Source organism: Micromonospora sp. NPDC049203 (genome assembly GCF_043197215.1).
In the GTDB taxonomy this organism is placed as follows: domain Bacteria; phylum Actinomycetota; class Actinomycetes; order Mycobacteriales; family Micromonosporaceae; genus Micromonospora.
The window spans coordinates 12508-32464 of sequence record NZ_JBICSV010000015.1 but is presented as its reverse complement, the minus strand read 5'-3'; the positions used below and the strand labels follow the sequence as shown (position 1 = coordinate 32464).

14 protein-coding genes and 3 pseudogenes are annotated in these 19957 nt (G+C 75.9%); 4 read left to right on the top strand and 13 right to left on the bottom strand.

The features are described from left to right. Window positions 1-53: 53 nt before the first annotated feature. The 4 genes and pseudogenes from ACGFIA_RS27225 to ACGFIA_RS27210 all read right to left on the bottom strand — a co-directional run bounded on the left by ACGFIA_RS27225 (window position 54) and on the right by ACGFIA_RS27210 (window position 4842). Window positions 54-2534, bottom strand: coding sequence for an FtsX-like permease family protein (locus tag ACGFIA_RS27225; RefSeq protein WP_357390403.1), 2481 nt, complete (start codon window positions 2532-2534; stop codon window positions 54-56). Between the two features lie 5 nt (window positions 2535-2539). After that, window positions 2540-3226: pseudogene (locus ACGFIA_RS27220) on the bottom strand (ABC transporter ATP-binding protein); the annotation flags it as partial. Next, window positions 3216-4106 (bottom strand): annotated as a pseudogene (locus tag ACGFIA_RS27215) (histidine kinase dimerization/phosphoacceptor domain-containing protein); the annotation flags it as partial. The pseudogenes ACGFIA_RS27215 and ACGFIA_RS27220, both read right to left, overlap by 11 nt. 40 nt (window positions 4107-4146) lie before the next feature. Next, window positions 4147-4842 carry a DUF305 domain-containing protein gene (locus tag ACGFIA_RS27210; protein WP_357390350.1) on the bottom strand — a complete coding sequence of 232 codons (696 nt, stop codon included), beginning with the start codon at window positions 4840-4842 and terminating at the stop codon, window positions 4147-4149. Between the two features lie 138 nt (window positions 4843-4980). On the opposite strand from ACGFIA_RS27210, the gene ACGFIA_RS27205 reads away from it, so the two are divergent. Together ACGFIA_RS27205 and ACGFIA_RS27200 are read left to right on the top strand one after the other, a co-directional pair. Beyond that, window positions 4981-6432, top strand: coding sequence for a hypothetical protein (locus ACGFIA_RS27205; protein WP_357390352.1), 1452 nt, complete (start codon window positions 4981-4983; stop codon window positions 6430-6432). Window positions 6433-6547: 115 nt separating this feature from the next. Further along, a complete protein-coding gene (locus ACGFIA_RS27200; protein ID WP_357390354.1) occupies window positions 6548-7915 on the top strand; it encodes a CoA transferase in 1368 nt (455 codons plus the stop codon). Between the two features lie 4 nt (window positions 7916-7919). On the opposite strand, the gene ACGFIA_RS27195 is transcribed toward ACGFIA_RS27200, so the two are convergent. Continuing rightward, window positions 7920-8912 carry a carcinine hydrolase/isopenicillin-N N-acyltransferase family protein gene (locus tag ACGFIA_RS27195; protein WP_357390356.1) on the bottom strand — a complete coding sequence of 331 codons (993 nt, stop codon included), beginning with the start codon at window positions 8910-8912 and terminating at the stop codon, window positions 7920-7922. Window positions 8913-9063: 151 nt separating this feature from the next. Between ACGFIA_RS27195 and ACGFIA_RS27190 the strand changes: the two genes are divergently transcribed. Then, window positions 9064-9939 (top strand): transglutaminase domain-containing protein, encoded by an 876-nt coding sequence (locus ACGFIA_RS27190; protein ID WP_393262784.1) that lies wholly within the window; start codon window positions 9064-9066, stop codon window positions 9937-9939. Between the two features lie 45 nt (window positions 9940-9984). On the opposite strand, the gene ACGFIA_RS27185 is transcribed toward ACGFIA_RS27190, so the two are convergent. The 5 genes and pseudogenes from ACGFIA_RS27185 to ACGFIA_RS27165 form a co-directional block, all read right to left on the bottom strand. Further along, window positions 9985-11595: an asparagine synthase-related protein gene (locus ACGFIA_RS27185; protein WP_357390360.1), complete on the bottom strand. Its 1611-nt coding sequence runs from the start codon at window positions 11593-11595 to the stop codon at window positions 9985-9987. Window positions 11596-11598: 3 nt separating this feature from the next. Beyond that, the gene (locus tag ACGFIA_RS27180; RefSeq protein WP_357390362.1) at window positions 11599-12558 is read right to left on the bottom strand and encodes a hypothetical protein; all 960 of its coding nucleotides are present in this window, start codon (window positions 12556-12558) and stop codon (window positions 11599-11601) included. 103 nt (window positions 12559-12661) lie between these two features. Continuing rightward, window positions 12662-13456, bottom strand: coding sequence for an isocitrate lyase/phosphoenolpyruvate mutase family protein (locus ACGFIA_RS27175; protein ID WP_357471319.1), 795 nt, complete (start codon window positions 13454-13456; stop codon window positions 12662-12664). Continuing rightward, complete coding sequence (locus ACGFIA_RS27170) at window positions 13453-14400, bottom strand: cytochrome P450 (RefSeq protein WP_357390366.1); 948 nt, start codon at window positions 14398-14400, stop codon at window positions 13453-13455. The genes ACGFIA_RS27175 and ACGFIA_RS27170 overlap by 4 nt, the downstream gene beginning before the upstream one ends. Window positions 14401-14468: 68 nt before the next feature. Beyond that, window positions 14469-15211, bottom strand: a pseudogene (locus tag ACGFIA_RS27165) (ArsR/SmtB family transcription factor). A gap of 125 nt (window positions 15212-15336) precedes the next feature. On the opposite strand from ACGFIA_RS27165, the gene ACGFIA_RS27160 reads away from it, so the two are divergent. Continuing rightward, on the top strand, window positions 15337-17532 hold the full coding sequence (locus ACGFIA_RS27160) for a family 43 glycosylhydrolase (protein ID WP_393262779.1): 2196 nt from the start codon (window positions 15337-15339) through the stop codon (window positions 17530-17532). A 40-nt stretch (window positions 17533-17572) separates the two neighbouring features. Here the strand turns inward: ACGFIA_RS27160 and ACGFIA_RS27155 are convergent, their stop codons facing one another. The 3 genes from ACGFIA_RS27155 to ACGFIA_RS27145 are packed head-to-tail and all read right to left on the bottom strand — an operon-like array spanning window position 17573 to window position 19898. After that, on the bottom strand, window positions 17573-18106 hold the full coding sequence (locus ACGFIA_RS27155) for a 2'-5' RNA ligase family protein (RefSeq protein WP_393262776.1): 534 nt from the start codon (window positions 18104-18106) through the stop codon (window positions 17573-17575). 44 nt (window positions 18107-18150) lie between these two features. Beyond that, window positions 18151-18756 (bottom strand): response regulator, encoded by a 606-nt coding sequence (locus ACGFIA_RS27150; RefSeq protein WP_393262773.1) that lies wholly within the window; start codon window positions 18754-18756, stop codon window positions 18151-18153. Beyond that, a complete protein-coding gene (locus ACGFIA_RS27145) occupies window positions 18753-19898 on the bottom strand; it encodes a sensor histidine kinase (protein ID WP_393262770.1) in 1146 nt (381 codons plus the stop codon). The genes ACGFIA_RS27150 and ACGFIA_RS27145 overlap by 4 nt, the downstream gene beginning before the upstream one ends. Between the last annotated feature and the right edge of the window lie 59 nt (window positions 19899-19957).

Below are 19957 nucleotides of genomic sequence, written 5' to 3'. Positions count from 1 at the left end.
GAGTCGGCCCCGCCCACCGCGGAGCCGGCTCGTCTGTGTCCGGGCGGCGGCGCTCAGTCCGCGCCGAGCGACGCCACCACCGGGCGGGACAGCGCCCGGCGGGCCGGCAGGACCGAGGCGAGCAGCGCGGCCACCACCGCCACCGCGACGATCAGCCCGATCCGCGCCCACGGCAGCACCAGCGTGAAGTCACCGCCGATGCGGGCCACCACGGCCATCGCCCCGGCCGCCACGCCGGTGCCGAGCGCGACGCCCAGCATCGTGCCGACGAGCGCGGTGAGCACCGCCTCGACCGCGAGCACCCCCCGCATCCCGGCCCGGCTCAGCCCGACCGCGCGCAGCACGGCGGTCTCCCGGGTCCGTTCCACCACCGACAGGCTGAGCGTGTTGGCGACGCCCACCAGCGAGATCACCACGGCGAGGCCGAGCAGCGCGGTGACGAACCCGAGCACCAGGTCGACGGTGCCGGTGAGCATCTTCTTGTACGCGGCCTGGTCCATCACGTTCACCGTCGGGTAGCGGGCCAGCACCGACTCGACAGCGGTCCGGGCCGCGTCGGCGCTCACCCCGGCGGCCGGGTCCACCTCGGCCAGGTAGCCGCGCTCGGCGGGGAGCATGGCGGTGAAGTCGGCGTCCAGCACGTCCACCAGGTGACCGGCGGGGACCGGGCTGCCGGCCAGGACCGGCTCCTCGTCGGCCACCACCGCGGCGACCCGGAACGGGCGGCCGGCGAGCGTGATCGTGGCGCCGGCCGTCCAGCCCCGCGCGACGGCCAGCTCACGGTGCACCAGCACCGACCCCGGTCCCAGGTCCGCCGGGTCACCGGCGTCCACCGCCGACAGCGTCCGCCGGACCAGCGCCGGATGCGCGGCGCGCAACCGCACGTCGTCGACCACCCGGCTGCGCTGCTCGTGCACCACACCCAGCTCCGGCCGGGCGGCCAGGTCACCGGCGAGCGTGGCCGGCAGGTCACCACCGATGCCGGTGACCAGGAAGTCCACGCCGATCCGGGCGTCCACCGCGCGTTCGATGCCGGACTTGACGCTCGCCGCGCCGACCACGAAGGCCGAGACCAGGCCGATGCCGATCACCATCGCCGTCGCGGTGGCGGCGACCCGGCGCGGGTTGCGTACCGCGTTTGACACGGCCAGCCCGCCGGTGGCGCCGAACGCCGCCCGGAACGGCGCGCCGAGCACCCGTACCAGGGCCGGCACCAGCACCGGGCCGAACGCCACGATGCCGCCGAAGGCCAGCAGCCCGCCGGCCGCGACCAGCGCCACCTGGCCGGTGGCCCCGGCGCCGGCCAGCGCCGCCACCCCGGCGGCGAGCACCAGCGCACCGACCGCCAGCCGGATCCGCCCGGCCGGGCGGACCGGGTTGATCGCCGCGTCGGTGAGCGCGGCCACCGGGGCGACCCGGGTGCCCTGCCAGGCCGGCAACGCGGCCGACGCCACGGTGAGCAGCGTCCCCAGGGCCAGCGAGAGCAGCAGGGTACGCGGGGTGAGGGTGAGCCCGCTGCCCAGCGGCGGGCCGCTTCCGGCGAGCAGCACGCCGAGGCCGCCGGCCACCCCCGCGCCGGCCAGCACCCCGGCCACCGAGGCGAGCAGGCCGGTCACCGCCGCCTCGGACAGCGTGGCCCGGTAGATCTGCCCCCGGGTGGCGCCGACCAGGCGCAGCAGCGCGGTACGCCGGGAGCGCTGGGCGAGCACGATGGCGAAGGTGTTGGCGATCACGAAGCCGGCCACCACCACGGCGACCGCCGCGAACGTGCCCAGCAGCATGCCGAACTGCCGCAGGTCGCGTACCGCGTCGTCGACCGCCGCGTCGAGGATGGCGTCCCGGTCCCGGACCGTCACGTCCGGTCCCACCACGGCGCGGACCCGGTCGGCCAGCGCGGCCGTGTCCTCCCCGGGCCGCGCCGCCACCATGATCCGGCCGTAGCCCTTCTCGCCGCTGACGGTGAGCGCGTCCGGGCCGGTCAGCCCGATGTACGGGCCGCCGACGTCGCGGGAGCCGCCGGCCACGTCGACGGCGCCGACCAGTGTGTACGGGCGGGCCGCGCCGTCGCGCCCGCCGATCGACACCGGGCCACCGAGCGTGAAGCGCTGCTCGGCGACGGTCTCGTCGTCCAGCACCACCTCGCCGGGGCGTTGCGGCAGCCGTCCGGCGACCACGTCGTAGGACTGCAGGGCCGCCTCGGTGGGGATCGCGGCGAGCACCGCGTACCCGAGCACCGGACGGCCGTTCGCGCCGACCACCCCGGCGGAGCCGGTCAGCTCCCCCGCGGCGGCGGCCACCCCGTCGATCGCGCGGACCCGGTCCACGAGCGCCGGGGGCAGCGGGCCGGTCTCCGCGTACGCGGCCAGGTCGGTGTGCCTGTCGAACTCACCGGCCCGCTCGTACGCCCCGGCGCGCATGCCGTCGGTGAACATCAGCGTGCCGGCGACGAACGCGACGCCGAGGACGATCGCCAGCGAGGACAGCAGCAGGCGCAGGCCGTCGGCGCGGACCTGGCGCAGGGTCAGGCGCAGCATCCCGCTCACCGCCCCACCGGGTCGAGCCGGCTGAGCGCGTCCCGGATCTCGCCGACCGCCGGCGCGCGCAGCTCGTCGACCAGCCGCCCGTCGGCGAGGAACACCACCCGGTCGGCGTACGCGGCGGCGGCCGGGTCGTGGGTGACCATGACGACTGTCTGGCCGAGCGTGTCCACCGCCTCGCGCAGCAGCCGCAGCACCTCCGCGCCGGAGCGCGAGTCGAGGTTGCCGGTCGGCTCGTCGGCGAAGATCACCCACGGCCGGGTGATCAGCGCGCGGGCCACCGCGACGCGCTGCTGCTGCCCGCCGGACAGCTCCGCCGGCCGGTGCCCGAGGCGGTCGGTCAGGCCCACCGCGGCCACCACCTGACGCAGCCACGCCGCGTCCGGGCGGTGGCCGGCGATGGCCGGCGGGAGGACGATGTTCTCCTCGGCGGTGAGCGTGGGCAGCAGGTTGAACTTCTGGAAGACGAAACCGATCCGGTCCCGGCGCAGCCGGGTGAGCCGCCGGTCGTCCAGGCGCGTCAGGTCGGCGTTGCCGATGTGGACCGCACCGGCGGTCGGCCGGTCCAGGCCGGCGAGGCAGTGCAGCAGGGTGGACTTGCCGGAGCCGGACGGGCCCATCACGGCGGTGAACCGGGCGGCGGCCAGGTCGAGGTCGACGCCGTCGAGCGCGACGACGTGGCATCGCCCGCGGCGGGCCGGCGCCGCCGCAGGTGATCCGCAGCCCGGCGGCGCGGAAGCGGTCGAGCAACGCGGGCAGTTCCACCAGCGCGGGTCGCCGGTGCGCCGGCTCGGCGGCCGGCTCGTCCGCCGCCGGCGGCGACTCCGGGCGGTCCGGTTCCCGGAGTACGCCGACCAGCCGCCGCATCTCCTCCAGCGCCTGCCGCCCGGTGTCCGCGACCACCTTGGCCGCCTCCCGGGCCGTGGCCGGGTCCCGGTCCAGCGTGAACCGCACCCCGTCCGCCTGCACGATCATCACGGCCATGCTGTGGGCGACCACGTCGTGCAGCTCGCGGGCGATGCGGGTGCGTTCCTCGGCGACGGCGGCGCGCGCCTCCGCCTCCCGTTCCCGCTCCAGCGTGGCGGCGCGTTCCTCCAGGCTGAGCACGTATAGCCGGCGGGTGCGCAGGTTCAGTCCGGCCAGGAAGACCGCGCCGACGATCAGGGCGTAGAAGAACGCGCCCATCCACCAGGGTCCGACGCCGGGCGACTGGAGCGCGGCGAGCACCCCGCCGAGCACGGCGACGACCCCGGCGACGATGCCGTCACGCAGCCGGCCGGCGTACTTGACCACGCTGTAGAGGGCGACCAGCACGGCGATGTCGTAGCTGAGCGGACCCCAGCCGGCGATCACCTGGACCAGCGCCAGCGCGGCCACCAGGGCGCCCACGGCCGACGGGTGGGTACGCCGGAGGAACAGCGCCACCGCCATCGCCAGGCCGACCGCCGTCGCCGGGATCCCGGTGTGCCCGGCGAGGTAGCCGGACAGCGCGAAGAACACGACGAACCCGCACGCGGCCGCGTCGAACGCGACAGCGCGCAGCGGACGACCGAGGATCAGGCGGTTCACGACCCAGGAGCCTAGGGCCGCCCGCTCACCCTCCCGCAGGTCAGGGGGTCAGCAGCGCCCGCATGCGGGTGATCTCGGCGGACTGCTCGACGGCCACCGCTGTGGCGAACTCCTGCATCGGCTGGTCGACACCGACCTTCAGCAGATCGGTGGACATGACGATCGCGCCCCGGTGGTGGTCGGACATCATCCGCACGAACAGCCTGTCGAACGCCGCCCCGCGCGCGTCGCCGAGCCGCCGCATCGCCTCGGCGGACTGCATCCCGCGCATGCTGCCGTGGTCGTGCCCGGGCACGTCGGCGGGCAGGTCGCGTTCGCTGAGCCAGGCGCGCAGCAGGCCGACCTCCGGCCCCTGTGCGGCACGGATCCGCATCGCCACGGCGCGGATCCGCGCGTCGGCGGCGCGCTCGGGCGCGAGGGCCGCCATCTCCAGGGCCTGCTGGTGGTGCGGGATCATCATCCGGACGTACCAGACGTCGAGGCTGTTCCATCGCGGGGTGGTGGCGCCCCGGACCTGCTCGGCGGGGCGGGTCGCGGCGGGCTCCCCCGGCCGGCCGGGGACCACCACCGGCGGCGCCGGCACGGCGGCGCTCGCGCTCGGCGCGGCCACCGCCGTGGTCGCGGCCGCCTCCGGGGTACGGGTGTCCTCGCGCCCGGCCAGCGCGAACGCGCCGGCCACCACGAGGGTCACAAGTGCTGTGACGCCCACCCACACACGCGCCTGCCGGCTGGTCATACGACGGCTCCTCCGGTCAAGGTGACAGCGATCCTATCCATAGACGAAAGTTCCCAAGTGTGACCCGGATCACATTGATGGCCGTCTCAAATAGGTAGGGTGTGGCGAATCATGACCCCCTTTCGAAGGGTGTTGCCGATGATCAACATCCGCACGTCCCGAGTCCGGACCGTCAGCCTCGCCGCCGCCGGCCTGCTGCTCGCCGGTGTCTTCACCGCACCGCCGAGCAGCGCGCAGGAGGTCCCCCGGGCCGAGGCCGCGCCGGCCACCGTGGACGACGCCGTCCCCGGTGTCGACGAGATCTCCAGCAGCCCCAACCTGCGTCAGGTGGCGAACCTGCCGAAGCAGGCGCCGTTCGACACCACTGCCGCACTGGGCACCGACATCGCCTTCCAGGGCCGGTACGCCTTCGTCGGCAACTACGACGGGTTCGTCGTCTACGACGTCTCCCGCCCCAGCCGCCCGGCGATCGTGTCCCAGGTGCTCTGCCCCGGCTCGCAGAACGACATCTCGGTCCACGGCAACCTGCTGTTCCTGTCGACCGACTCCTCCCGCAGCGACGACTCCTGCGCCAGCACCAGCCAGCCGGCGTCGGTGAAGGAGTCCTGGGAGGGCATCAAGATCTTCGACATCCGGGACAAGCGCAACCCGCGCTACATCAAGTCGGTGGAGACCGCGTGCGGCTCGCACACCCACACGCTGGTGCCCGGCAAGGACAAGCGGAACGCCTACCTGTACGTCTCCTCGTACAGCCCGCGGGCCGAGTTCCCGGACTGCCAGCCGCCGCACGACTCCATCTCCATCGTCAAGGTGCCGGTGAAGGACCCGACCACGGCCTCCGTCATCGCCACGCCGAACCTGTTCCCGGACGGCGGATACCCGGGCATCCCCGGCCAGTCGTCGGCCACCACCGGCTGTCACGACATCACCGCGTACCCGGCGAAGGACCTGGCCGCCGGTGCGTGCATGGGTGACGGCATCCTGCTGGACATCTCCGACCGCGAGGCGCCCCGGGTGATCGAGCGGGTCACCGACGCGGTGAACTTCGCGTTCTGGCACTCCGCCACGTTCAACAACGCCGGCACCAAGGTCGTCTTCACCGACGAGCTGGGCGGCGGCGGCGCGGCCACCTGCAACGAGGAGGTCGGCCCGAACCGGGGCGCGGACGCCGTCTACGACATCACCGGCCGCGGTGACGCCCGCAAGCTGGAGTTCCGCAGCTACTACAAGATCCCCCGGGCCAACGCGGACACCGAGAACTGCGTGGCCCACAACGGCTCGCTGATCCCGGTGCCCGGCCGCGACATCATGGTCCAGGCGTGGTACCAGGGCGGCATCTCGGTGTGGGACTTCACCGACTCCCGCAAGCCCACCGAGATCGCCTACTGGGAGCGCGGGCCGCTGGACGCCACGCAGCTGCGTACCGGCGGGTCCTGGTCGGCCTACTGGTACAACGGCCACATCTACTCCAGCGACATCCAGAAGGGACTGGACGTGCTGGAGCTGCGTGACCCGCGTACCTGGCTGGCGCAGTTCCTGCTGGTGCCCGAGCTGAACGTGCAGACCCAGGCCGGTTACCTGAGCTGGTGACCCGCTGACCGTCGCCGGGCCCGGCGCCTCCGAAAGGGGCACCGGGCCCGGCGCGTGACCAGCGGCACCCGCCGTGAGCCGACTCGGACGCCCCCGAGTCGGCGAAGATGTCCGGGTGGGAACTCTGCTGGAGGGTGTGCTGACGGACCTCGGGCTGGCGGGCGCCGCCGGGCCCACGCCGACCGGCGATCCGCGGCCCTCGGTGCTGGCGTCGCCGCTGGCGGTCGCCGACTGCGCCACCGCGTCCGTGGCCGCCTGCCTCACCGCCGCCGCCGAGCTGGCCGCCGCGCGCACCGGCCGGCGGCCCGACATCGCGCTCGACAGCGAACACGTGGCGGCGGCGGTACGCGGCGAGGTCTGGCTACGCGACGCCGACGGGCGGGGCATCGACGGCTTCGCTCCCCTGTCCCGGCTGTGGCGGGCCGCGGACGGCTGGGTGCGCACCCACGCGAACTACCCGTGGCACCGGAGCGCCCTGCTGGCGTCCCTCGGCGTGCCCGACGGTCCGGACGCCGAGGTGCGGACGCGGCTGGCCGGCGTGATCGCCGGCCGCCCGGCGCGGGAGGTCGAACGTGTCGTGTACGCCGCCGGCGGGCTCGCCGTGGCGGCCCGCACCCCCGAGCAGTGGCAGGCGGAGAGCACCCCGGAGACGCCGCCGCTGGTGACCATGACGCCGCTGCGCCGTGGCCCGCTCGCGCCGGCCGGTCCGGGCCCGCTGCCGGCGTCCGGGGTGAGGGTGCTCGACCTGACCCGGGTCATCGCGGGCCCCGTGGGCACGCGGATGCTCGGCGCGCTCGGCGCCGAGGTGCTGCGGGTCGACGATCCGCGTCGCCCGGAGCCGGCGCTGCACGCCGTCGACGGCGTGATCGGCAAGGCGAGCGCGTTCCTGGACGCCGGCACGGACAGCGGCCGCGCGGCGCTGCACCGCCTGCTCGACCAGGCCGACGTCCTCGTGACCGGCTACCGGCCGGGTGCGCTGCGCCGGCTCGGGCTGGACCCGGACCAGGTCGCCGACCGGCACCCCGGCACCGTGGTCGTCACGCTGTCCGCGTGGGGTACGACCGGAGCGTGGGGCACCCGGCGCGGTTTCGACAGCCTGGTGCAGATCGCCACCGGCATCGGCTGGGCCACGAGCACCGACGGCGTCCGGCCGGGTGCCCTGCCCTGCCAGTTGCTCGACCACGCCACCGGCTACCTCCTCGCCGCCGGTGCGCTGGCCGCGCTCGGGCGACGCGCCCGCACCGGTGAGGCCACCCACGTCTCGGTGTCCCTCGCCAGGACCGCGCGGTGGCTGCTCGACCAGGGCAGCCGGCCGGCCCGGTCGAGCGGTGACGACGACCCGGAGCGCCGGGCCGACACCTACCGGACGGCGCTCGGGAACGGCTGGACCGCGATCAGTCCACCGGGGCGGCTCGACGGCCATCCACTGAGCTGGCCGCACCTGCCACCCGCCTACGGCCAGGCGCCACCCGTCTGGAGCTGACCCGTCAGCTCATCGGCAGCCGGTAGTCGCGGGTGCCGCCACCGGCAGTCAGCACCCGCACCTCGCCGCTGCGCAACCCGTACGTCACCGACCAGCGGGTGTGCGACTGGCGTACCGCGTTCAGCAGCCGCAGCGCGCCGGCCGCGTCGACCACCCCGCCGGTGCGGTCCAGTTCCTTCGCCAGCACCCCGTACCTGCGGTCCTGACGCAGTTCCCGGTCCGGCACCCCGACGGCGGGCACGTTGGTGAGCGCCTGCCACGGGCCCTGTCGCCGGTCCACCGTCATCTTCCCGTCGACGAACTCCACCACCGCCGACGCGCCCGTCGCGTCGGCGAGCAGGTAGTGCAGCGGCGGCCCGCCGTCGAAGTCGAGGTTGTAGCGCCGGAACACGGCGACCGCCTCGTCCACTGTGGCAGCGGAGTCGAGCACCAGGCGCAGGATGCGCACCGAGCCGACCTTCGGGAGTCCGGGCACCGGCTCGGCGCGTGCCCCGTCGTCGGCGGCCAGCCCCACCGCGAGACCCCGCTCGTTCATGCCGTCGAACGGCAGCAGCGGCGCGTCCAGCAGCCGCCGGTCCCCCGTCGGGTCGGCGGAGACACCCAGGTAGGAGATGTCGACGAGGGAGATCGAGGCGTACCCGTCCGGCGGGTCGGTGCGCAGCACCAGCGCGGGGTTCGGCTCCCAGTCGAAGTTGCGGGCGAACAGCGGGCGCTCCCGGTCGGCGAGCGCGGCGAACAGCGAGCAGCCGAACGGGCTCGGCGGCGTCGACCCGGCCAGCCCGGCGGTGGGGTCGTAGTCGCCGTCGTACGTCATCTCGTACATCGGCAGATCGTCGATCTTGCGGAGGCTGGCCAGGGTCCGCTCGACCTGCCCCGGGTCCTGCCGTGAGGCGGTCGGCGAGCCGGCCGTGGCCGGCGGGCCGGGCGGGCTGTCCTCCCCGCAGGCCGTGGCGAGCAGGAGCAGCGCGAGCCCGCCGGCGATGAGGGTCCTCCGCATGGCAGCGACGCTAGAAGAGGCACGCACGGATGTCCATCGGGGACCCGGTCAGCTCCGCGACCGCCGCCTCGGGTCGCCGCCGTCGGGTCCGGCGTGAAATTGCGCGCCGAGCGGGATCCCGCCTGCCGCGTTCCGCGCCGACAATGGCCGGATGGACGTCGACGACTACCGGACCCACTCCCCGTACAGCGATCCCCGCCACCACGCGGCGCTGCTCGACGCCGTGCCCGCCGACCTGCCGACCGTCGCGGCGACCGCCCGCAACGTGATCATCCACTACCGCGCCGGTGGCGTGGAGCTGCCGGACGTCCGCCGGGCCGAGGTCAACCTGCGCTGGCTGGACCGCATCCTCGACACCGACCAGTCCCGGTTCCCGCTGCCGCTGACCGCCGCGCGCCCGGCCGCCGAGCGGGTCGCCGGCTGCTGCCGGGACCACACGCTGTTCACCGTCGCGGCGCTGCGCCGGCACGGGATCCCGGCCCGCAGCCGGGTCGGGTTCGCTAGCTACTTCTCCCCGGACTGGCACTACGACCACGTGCTGGCGGAGTGGTGGGACGGTGCGCGCTGGGTCTGGTCCGACCCGGAGCTGGACCCGGCCGGCGACCGGGGGTTCGACGGCTACGACATCGACCCGGAGGCGGGGCACTTCGAGTCGGCGGCCCGGGTGTGGCTGGCGTACCGGGCGGGCCGGATCGACCCGGACACCTACGGCGTCGACCCGTCGCTGCCGATCCGGGGCGACTGGCTCGTCCACGACTACGTGCTGCTGGAGCTGGCCCACCGGCACAAGGACGAGGTGCTGCTCTGGGACGAGTTCGGGGCCATGACCGAGGACCTGACCGGCGCCGACCTCACGCTGGTCGACGAGGTCGCCGCGCTGCTGGTGGCCGCCGACCGCGGCGACGCCGCCGCCGAGCGGGAGCTGACCCGCCGGTACGCCTCGGACGCCCGGTTGCGTCCGGGCCGTACGGTCCACTGCCTCGACCCGGTCTCCGGGGTCGCCGCCGACGTGGACCTGCGACGCTGATCCGGCACGCCGCGCACCGGCCGGACGGCCCGGCGACGAGCCGGCTCACCCGGGCAGCGGCGCCTCGTCGCCTCGGGTGCGGCGCGGGTTGACCAGCCGGCGGACCATCGGGGCGGCGTTCCAGCGGGCCGCGCCGACCAGGTCGCGGGCGTGTTCCAGCACCGTGTAGTCGGGCCGGGCGATGCCCTCGGCGATGGCCCGGTCGAGGTCGTTGCCACAGCGGGTGAGCACGCTGTCGAAGTCCCGGCGGACCGGTTCCAGCAGGTCGTAGCCGAACGAGCGGTGCAGCCGGGCGAACAGCGGCTTGTAGAGGCGGGCGCGTTCGTGCAGCCCGGACGAGTACGACATCGGGTTCTTCGGCCGCTGCCGGACGTAGGAGGGCAGCAGGTCCGCGAAGGCCCGCCGGACGATCCACTTCTCCTGCCCGTCGCGCAGTTTCACGTCCAGCGGCAGCCGCATGGCCAGCTCGACGACGCTGAGGTCGAGGAACGGGACCCGCGCCTCCACGCCGTGCGCCATGCTGGCCCGGTCCACCCGTTGCAGCTCGGTCCGGCAGAGGTTGCGGATCTTGTGCAGGAACAGCCGCCGGGACCGCTCCGGTCCGACCCGGTGGTACATCGGGTAGCCGCCGAACAGCTCGTCCGAGCCGTCGCCGGTGAGCACCACCCGGACGCCCATCTCGCGCAGCCGCCGGAAGATCGGCACCGAGACGACCGCGTTGATGATGTCGCCGTACTCGGTCAGCTCGGAGATCCGGATCGCCTCGCGGACGTCGGCGAGCCGGATGTCGCGCGGGCGCAGCTCGATCACCTCGTGCGGTACGCCGAGGTCGGCGGCGAGCCGCCGGGCGTACGCGACGTCCGGGCTCTCCGGCACACCGATGGTGACGGCCACGCAATCCGGGTGCAGTTCCCGGGCGTGCAGCAGTGCCAGCGAGCTGTCCAGGCCGCCGGAGAGCACCACGCCGACGGTGAGGTCGGTGTCCAGCCGGGCGCGCATCGCGTCGGTGAGCGCGACGCGGACCAGCAGGGCCGCCTCCTCCGGGTCGTCGATCACCGGCAGGCCGTCGCCGAGGGTGAGCAGGTCGACGTGCGGGCCCAGCCGGACCGGGCGGCCGGGCTCGACCCAGCCGTGGTGGCCGGGCGCCACCTCGCCGATCGGCGCCCCGTGCCCGACCAGCGCCTTGACCTCGGAGGCGAGGTGCAGGCACCCGGGCAGGCGGGACCAGTACAGCGGCTTGACGCCGAGCGGGTCGCGGGCCAGGTACGCCCGGCCGCTGTCCCGCTCGACGATCACGAACGCGTACTCGCCGCGCAGCCGGCGTACCGCGTTCCCGCCCCACTGGCGGAACGCGGCGAGCACCACCTCGGTGTCGCCACAGGTGCGGAACCCGTGGCCGAGCCGGGTCAGCTCGGCGCGCAGCTCGTGGTGGTTGAAGATCTCGCCGTTGAAGCAGAGCAGGTGCCGCTCGTCGGGTGACATCCACGGCTGGACGGACCGGTCCCGGTCCACGATCTTCAGCCGTCGTACGCCGGCGAGCAGGCCGTTCTCCTGCCGGGTCTCGGTGACCTCACCGCGCGGCGCGAGCGCGGCGAGCATCCGCCGGAAGGTGGCCGGGTCGGCGTCGGGGCCGATGCTCAGCGCGATGCCGCACACCTGTCACACCCCCATCTCGGCCTCGTACGCGCGCCGGTACCGGCGGCGGGCGGCCGGGGCGAGGCAGACGTGCCACGCCTGGCCCTCGTCGACCACGTTCACCTCGCCCGCGTCCTGGCGGGCCAGCAGCAGCCCGGCGAGCGCGGGGCGGGCGCCGAAGCGGTCGTACCACTCCAGTTCGACGTCGGCGGCCCAGCCGAGGCAGTGGCCGCTGGGCACCATCGCCGCGTACCCGAGGCGGCGCAGCCGGTACTGGTGTTCGGCGCTGCGGGCCAGGCTGGTCACCCAGAGCGGTGGCGTGCCGTCGGGCGCGATGGCGGTGAACTCCCGGGCCAGGTCGTTGAGGAACGCGATCATCTCGCGGCGGGCCCGGCGGAACAGCAGCCCGGCGGTACGCGGTGTGGCGTCCGGGCGCAGCCGCCGCCGGAGGGCCCGCAGTCCGCGTCCCACCACTGTGGCGGGCTGCTCCTGGTAGCGGAATTCGAGCAGGCCGCGGCGGCGCAGCCACTCCAGGTCGACCAGTTCGGTGCTGGTGCGCACCTGGTCGTCGGTGAGGAACGTCGGGCTGTCCCGCCACCAGAGCACGTCCACGCGGGAGAGCAGGTAGATCCGCACCAGCGCGGTGAGGTCCTGCGCGGAGCTGCGCGCGTTGGGCTGGTAGCGGGCCATCTCCAGCAGCAGCGTCTCCCGGGCGCCGATCAGGCCCTGCGGGGTGGCGTCGAGGACGGCGGCGATGGCCGGTTCGCGCAGCCGCTGGTCGAGCAGCACCTGACGGGCGGTGGCCGACGGCCCGTCGGCGAGGGCGCCCACCTCGACCAGGAGGTCCGCGACCGCCGCCCGGTACGCGGCCAGGTCCGGCGCGGCGCCGCCGTGCCACCCGGCGGCGGGCACCCGCCGGGCGGGGGCGGTGGGTGTGACTGCGGGACCGGGCTGGCGACCTGGGCTGCGGCTGGGCACTCGCATGGTCTCCGTCCCCTCTCGGTCAGGACACGGCGTGATTGGGCCTGCACACACCGTAATCAGGCGAGAGGGTGGCAATCCTCGCATCTGTCCCGAAGGTGCCCGATCAGGTGGCGAATGGCCGGGCCAAGGCCTGCACCTCCTCGTACCCGGGCGGAGCGGGCAGGCGCGGGTCGCGCCCGGCGCCGATCGCGTCGGCCAGGTGCAGCGCCGCGCCGAGGGCGGCCCGGAACAGCAGCGAGCCGGTGCTGACCCGGGCCACGCCGAGCCGTCCGAGGGCGGCCAGGTCCGGGCCGCCCGGCCGGTACAGCACATTCAGCGGCAACCCGGCCCCGGCGGCGAGCACACCGACCAGGTCGTCGGGTGCGCCCGGTACGAACAGGCAGTCCGCGCCGGCCGCCCGGAACACCGCCGCCCGCCGGAGTGCCTCGTCCAGCGGTGACGGCACGTCCAGCCACCAGGCGTCGGTGCGGGCGTTGACGACCATCTCCGGCACGGCGGCGCGGACCGCCGCGATCACGGCGGCCACGTGCTCCGCCGGGGCCAGGTGCCCGTCCGGGCGGCCGTCCTCCAGGTTCACGCCGACCACGCCGAGGGCGGCCAACTCGCCGACGAAGCGCGCCACCTCGGCCGGGTCGTCGTGGAAGCCGTCCTCGACGTCCACAGTCAGCAGCGCCGGCAGGCCCCGCAGCCGGTACGCCAGCTCCAGCGTCTCGGCGCGGGTGGCCCGGAGGGCGTCCGGGCGGCCGGCCGCCGCCGCGACGCCCAGGCTGGTCGTGCCGATCGCCTGATGCCCTCTGGCGGCGAGCGCCGCGGCGGAGGCGTGGTCCCAGGCGTTCGGCAGCAGCAGCGGGTCACCGGGCCGGTGCAGCTCCCGGAACGCGCGGTACCTGTCGGTCATCGCCGGCTCCCCTCGCTCAGCGCGCCGGAGGCACGGCGCAGCACGTCGACCACGCCGGTCGCCAGGGCGAGCGCGTGCCGCTCCCCCGGGCAGCCGCGCGGACCGGCGCCGAAGGTCAGCACCGCGCCCGGCGGGTCGGCCCGGAACCGGTCCGGCTCACCGAAGGCGGCCGGGTCGCGGTTCGCGGAGTCGAACCGCAGCAGCAGCCGGTCGCCCGCCCGCACCGCCCGGCCGCCCAGGCTCAGCGCGTCGGCGGCGACCCGGCGGGTGAGCCGTACCGGTGGGTCCAGCCGCAGCACCTCGGCGAGCAGCGTGGTCGTGGCGAGCCCGTCCGGCGCGGCGAGTCCGTGCCGTACGGCGGCGTCGATCAGCCCGGCGGTGGCGTCGGCGGCCTGCACCAGCAGCCCGAGCCGGTTCGCCGTCACCTCGGCCCGCGCCGGTGGCGACAGGGCCAGCAGCGCCGCGACCGCCCGGTCCGCCCGCCGCACCGCCGCCTCGTCCGCGCCCGGATGGTAGGCGGCGGCCACCGCCCCGACCTCCGGGACGGCCGCCGCCGGGTCGGCCAGGCCGAGCCGCGCGGCCAGCACCAGCAGGGGTACGCGCCGAGCCGGGGTCACGTCCTCCCCGCCCGGCAGGTCGAGGGTCCGCTCGGTCAGCCGCGCGGCGGCGAGGCGCAGGTCCCCTGGGTCGAGGGCATCGAGTGCCGCCACCCCGACGGCTCGTCGCGCGGCGTGCCGGCCCGGCGGGCTGAACCGGCTCACCGAGGCGCGCAGCCAGGCGAGGGTGCCCACCGGTCCGTCCGCGACCGGCGGCACCACGCAGCGGCTGTCGGTCAGGGTGGCGCTGACGTCGGCGTGCCGGGTGACCACCCAGCCGTCGTCGCCGAGGCTCGGGGGTCCGCAGGGCGGGGTGCCCGCGGGAGGGGTGATCGTCGGTAGGTCCATCGCCCGACCGTAGGGCGGGAACGGTTCGGTCCGGGCCGAACGATCCGTGCGGGCTCCGCCGGGCCGGGTCAGGCGCGGGCCGGGCCGGTGTCGCGGGTGGCGGGCGGGGCCAGCAGCGCCGGGTCGAGCCCGAGCGCCTCGGCCAGCGCTTCCCGCCCGGCCGGGGTGAGGCGTACCGCCCGGCCGGTGCCGCGCGCGGTCCAGCCGAGGTCGAGGAAACGCCCGCACAGCGCCGCGCCGACCGCGCCGGCCAGGTGCGGGCGCCGTTCGGTCCAGTCCAGGCAGTCGCGGACCAGCGGACGCCGGGTCGCGCGCAGCGGTTCGACAGGTACGCCGAGGCCGGCCAACCAGGCCACTCCCGCGCCGGTGAGCGCCAGCCCGCCGGAGCGGTCGAGCACGCCACGGGCGAGCAGGGCGTCGTGCAGCAGCACGCCGAGCCGCCCGGCCAGGTGGTCGTAGCAGGTGCGGGCGTACGCCAGGGCGATCCCGGCCGACGCGGCGCGCAACGTGCGGGGCGGGTCGCCGGTGCGGGCGCCCGCGCGGCCAGGTCCTCGACGAGCTGCGCGACGGCCGGGTCGGCGAGGCGGACGTACCGGTGGCGGCCCTGCCGCTGCTCGACCAGCAGGCCGCCGGCGACCAGCCGGGTGAGGTGGTCGCTCGCGGTGGACGCGGCGACCCCGGCGGCGCGGGCCAGTTCCCCGGCGGTCCAGGCCCGGCCGTCGAGCAGGGCGAGGCAGAAGCCGGCCCGGGTGGGGTCGGCGAGCAGCGCGGCGAACCCGGCGAGTCCGCGTCCGTCGGCACCGGTGGTCATCGGCCCATGCTGACACGGGCACGGTTCGGGCCGCGCCGAACGGTCCGGGGTTCTTTACAGCAGTCTCTCCAACGTTGTAGAAACGGTGGCACCGGCACCTCCGTCTATCCCCGAGGGCAGGCCCGATGGGACACCTCCGCCGCGGTGGCGCGCTCGCCGCCGTACTCACGCTCCTGCTCGCCGGCGCGGCCCCCGCGTCCGCCGCCGAGCCCGGCCGCTACCGCAACCCGGTCTCCGCCGGGTTCGCCGACACCTTCGCCGACCCGGTCGTGGTGCGCGGCGACGACGGGCTCTGGTACGCCTTCGGCACCTCCGACCCGCTGCGCGAGGGCGAAGGCCGGGCGCACCGGGTGCCGATCGCGCGTTCGGCCGACCTGGTCGACTGGTCCTTCGTGGGCGACGCGTTCGCCCCGGACCAGCGGCCCGCCTACGCCGCGCCCGGTGCCGCGTTCTGGGCGCCGGACGTGCGGCGGGTGGCCGGCCGCTGGGTCATGTACGTGACTGTCACCGACACAGGCGTCTCCGACGACACGTTCGACACCGCCGTCGGCGTGGCCACCGCGCCGAGCCCGGCGGGACCGTGGACCTTCGCCGACACGCCAGTGGTCGCGCCGCGACCCGGCGCGGGCGGCGGTTACCTGTGGACGATCGACCCGAGCCAGCTCACCGGCGCCGACGGCCGGCACTGGCTCTACTACGGCAGCTACTACGGCGGCGTCTCGGTCACCGAGCTGTCGCCGGACGGGCTGCGCGCGGTCGGCACGCCGACACCGGTCGCGATCGACAACAAGTTCGAGGGCGCGTACGTGCTGCGCCGCGACGGCTGGTACTACCTGTTCGCGTCCACCGCGAACTGCTGCGCCGGCCCGGCCACCGGCTACTCCGTCCAGGTCGGCCGGTCCCGTGACCCGCGCGGCCCGTTCGCCGACCGGGACGGGCAGCGCCTCGACGTGTCCCGGGCCGGCGGCACGCCCGTGCTCACCCAGAACGGCAACCGCTGGATCGGCACCGGGCACAACGCGGTGCTCACCGACCTGTCCGGGCAGGACTGGATCGCCTACCACGCGATCGACCGCGCCGACCCGTACCTGGACGAGCCGTTCGGCGTCAACGAGCGGCCGATGCTGCTGGACCGCCTCGACTGGGTCGACGGATGGCCCACCGTGAACGCGGGCGCCGGTCCCTCCGTCGCCGCCCGGCCCGCGCCGGTCACCACCGGGCCGGTCGACGCCCGGTTCGCCACCGGAGACCTGCGCGGCTGGCGGGCCGAGCGCGGCCGCTGGCAGGCCACCGGCGGGGTGCTGACCGGCAGCGGCACGCTCACCTGGCGTACCCGCATCGGCGGTGACCTGCGGGTGGAGACCGACCTGCGGCTGACCGGCGCGGCCACCGCCGGGCTGCGGCTGCGCGGCGTGGACGTCCGCGTCGGGCGCGGCCGGTTGAGCGCGGGCGGCGCGTCCACCGCGCTGCCCGCCGGCCTCGACCTGCGCGACCGGCACAATCTCGCCATCGAGGTACGCGGGCGGCAGCTCGTCGCCACGCTCAGCCCGTCCCGCCTCGGCGACCCGGTGGCCCAGGTGACCGCGCGGCTCCCCCGCCCCGGCGCCGGTGAGCTGTCCGTGCGCGCCGAGGGCGGGCCGGCCGAGTTCGACAACGTCAGCGCCGTCCGGCTGTACCGCCCGGCCCGGCACACCGTCCCCGACCCCCGGGTCGGCCCGGTGCTGCGCGGCTACTCCGACGAGTTCACCGGCGGCCTCGACCCGGCCTGGGCGTGGGTCCGCCAGGACCCGGGCGCCACGGTGAGCGGCGGCGCGTTGCGCTGGCCGGTGCAGGACGCCGACCTGTCCGGCACCGGCAACACCGCCTCGGTGCTGCTGCGCGACGCGCCGGCCGGCAACTACGTCGCCGAGACCAAGGTGACGCTCGACCTGGGCGAGGACAGCGTCCGCAACTACCAGCAGGCGGGCCTGGTCGCGTACGTCGACGACGACCGGTTCGCCCGGCTGACCCAGGTGGCGATCTGGAACACCCGGCAGGTCGAGTACGGCTACGAGCTGCCCTTCGCCGGGCAGCCCGTGTACGGCGGCAGCATCGTCGGCACCCCGGGCACCACGACCTGGCTGCGGCTGGCCCACCGGATCGACCCGGTCAACGGCGAGCACGAGTTCCGGGCCGGGTCCAGCCGCGACGGCAGGCGCTGGACGTGGGGCGCGGTGTGGGCGTTCCCGGCCGGCACGACGCCGCGGATCGGGCTGGTGGCGCACGGAGGCGCGACACCGGCGGTGATCGCCGAGTTCGAATACCTGCGCTTCCACCGCTGACGTCCCGGGCCGTCCCCTCACGTGAGGGGGCGGCCCCGGCTCAGCCGCCGGAACGGGGGGCGGCGGTGGTCAGCTCGCTGACCGTGCGGGTGTCGCCGTCGTAGCTGCGCGCCGCCACGAACGCACCGGCCGGCGGGTGGGCCCCGGCGACCGCCCGGGCGCGGCGCCGGTCCGCCGCGCCGAACCGCAGCGCCAGGCTCAGGTGCGGCACCCACCGGCCGGGACGGTGCCACGAGTGCCCGCCGGGCGCCTCGGCGAGCACGTCCCAGACCGCACCGTGCAACGCGACGAGCTGCGGCGTCGGCCGGACCAGCCACACCAGCGGCGCGCTGCCGTCGAGCACCGTCACCCGGCCCAGCCGCACCGGCAGCGGCAGCGCCGCGTCGCACAGGTCGGCCAGGCGCTGCTCGGCGCCGGGCGGGAACTCCTCGACCGAGGCGAGCGTCAGGTGCGGCCGGTTCGTCTGGTGCGTGTTGCGGGCCAGGCTGGGCAGCCCGGCGGCGGCGAGCCGGTCCCAGGCAGCGCGAACCGCCGCTTCCAGTTGAGGAGCGCAGAGCAGTTCGACCGTCCGCACGTGATCAGGCTAGTCGCCGGCGACCGCGCGCGACGCCCCGTACGTCAGAGCCAGCCGGCCTCGCGCGCCCGCCGTACCGCCTCGGCCCGGTCGGCCGCGCCGAGCTTCTGCACGCAGGCGCTCAGGTGGTTGCGGACAGTGCCGGCGGCCAGGTGGGTCCGCCGGGCGATCACCGCGACCGGGGTGCCCAGCTCGGCCAGCCGGAGGGTCTCCAGCTCACGCGGCGTCAGCGGGCACTCGGGCAGGGTGAGCGCGTCGGCCGCGAGCGCGGGGTCGACGTAGCGGGCGCCGGCGTGCACCCGGCGGATCACGTCGGCCAGCGCGCCGCCGGGGGCGCCCTTGGCGAGGAACCCGCGTACCCCGGCGGCGAGCGCCGGGCGGAGCTGAGCGGGGCGGCCGTGTCCGGTGAGGATCACCGGGGCGCAGCCGGGCAGCGCCCGGGTCAGCTCGGCGGCGACCTCCACACCGCCGGGCGGCGGCATCTCCAGGTCGAGCACGGCGACGTCCGGGGGGTGGGCCAGCGCGGCGTCCAGGGCGCCGCGCCCGTCGCGGGCGTGCGCGACCACCTCGATGTCCGGTTCCAGGTCGAGCAGCGCGGCCAGGGCGAGCCGGATCAGCTCCTCGTCGTCGGCCAGCAGCACCCGGATCACGGCGTCACCGGCACTGTCGCCACCAGGCTGAACACGCCGTCGGCGGCCTCGGCCCGGACCCGGCCGCCGGCCGGGGCGAGCCGGTCGGCCAGCCCGCGCAGGCCGCCGCTGAGCCGGTCCGGGCCGTCGTCGGCACGGACGCCGTCATTGCGTACGGTGAGTGTCACCACGCCGTCCTCCCGGATGATCTCGATCCGGCACCAGCCGGCCCGGCTGTGCCGCAGCACGTTGGTCCCGGCTTCGCGCAGCACGGCCGCCAGGTCGGCGGCGACCGGCGCGGGCACCGCACCGTCCGGCGGCACCACTGTCGTGCGTACGCCACTGGAGCGCAGCACCTCCCCCACCGCCGCGGCCTGCTCGGCCAGGTCGACGGCGCGGTAGCCGTGCACCGCCGCGCGTACCCGGGTCAGCGCCGTCGCGGCGAGCCGCCGCGCCTCCGCCGCCTCCCGGGCGGCCCGGGCGGCGTCGCGCGGCGCCAGCCGCTCCGCCAGCTCGGCCTTGAGCGCGATCACTGTGAGGTCGTGGCCGAGCAGATCGTGTACGTCCCGGGCGAAGCGCAGCCGTTCCTCGGCGGCGGCGAGCCGCGCCTGGGCGGCCTGCCCCTGCCGGGCCTCGACGAGCAGGTCCCAGAACCAGACCTGGACCCAGGTGAGCGCGGCGATCCCGGCGCCCACCACGCCGGTGACCAGCAGCGCCGTGAGCACCGACCCACCCGCCGCCCAGGTGACGGCGGCGGAGAGCGCGAGCACACCGGCCACGGCCGCCGCCGCGACCGCGGGCCGGAACAGCAGCGGCGTCATGCCGACCAGGGACGCCCCCAGCCACGCCCAGGTGGGCCAGGTTCCGGCCGCGACCGGGCCGAGCAGCGGCAGGCTGAGCAGCGCCGCCACGGTGAGCGCGGCGTGCCGGCGGCGACGGGCCGGTACGGGCAGCCACGGCGTGACGGCGGCGTGCAGCACCGCGATCTGGGCGGCGGTGAACCCGAGCAGCCCGGCCACGCCGAGCGCGACGCGTACCGGGTCGGGTTCGCGGGCCAGGCCGACGGCGGGCAGCAACACCGTGGTCCACGCGTTGGTGGCCAGCGACAGCAGCGTGACCCGCCGGGCCCGGCGCAGCCGGTGGTCCGCCGGATCGACGCTCATGCCCGCCGATCCTAGGGCGTGCACCGGCCCGCCCACCCGGGGGAGATGTCACGGCCGGA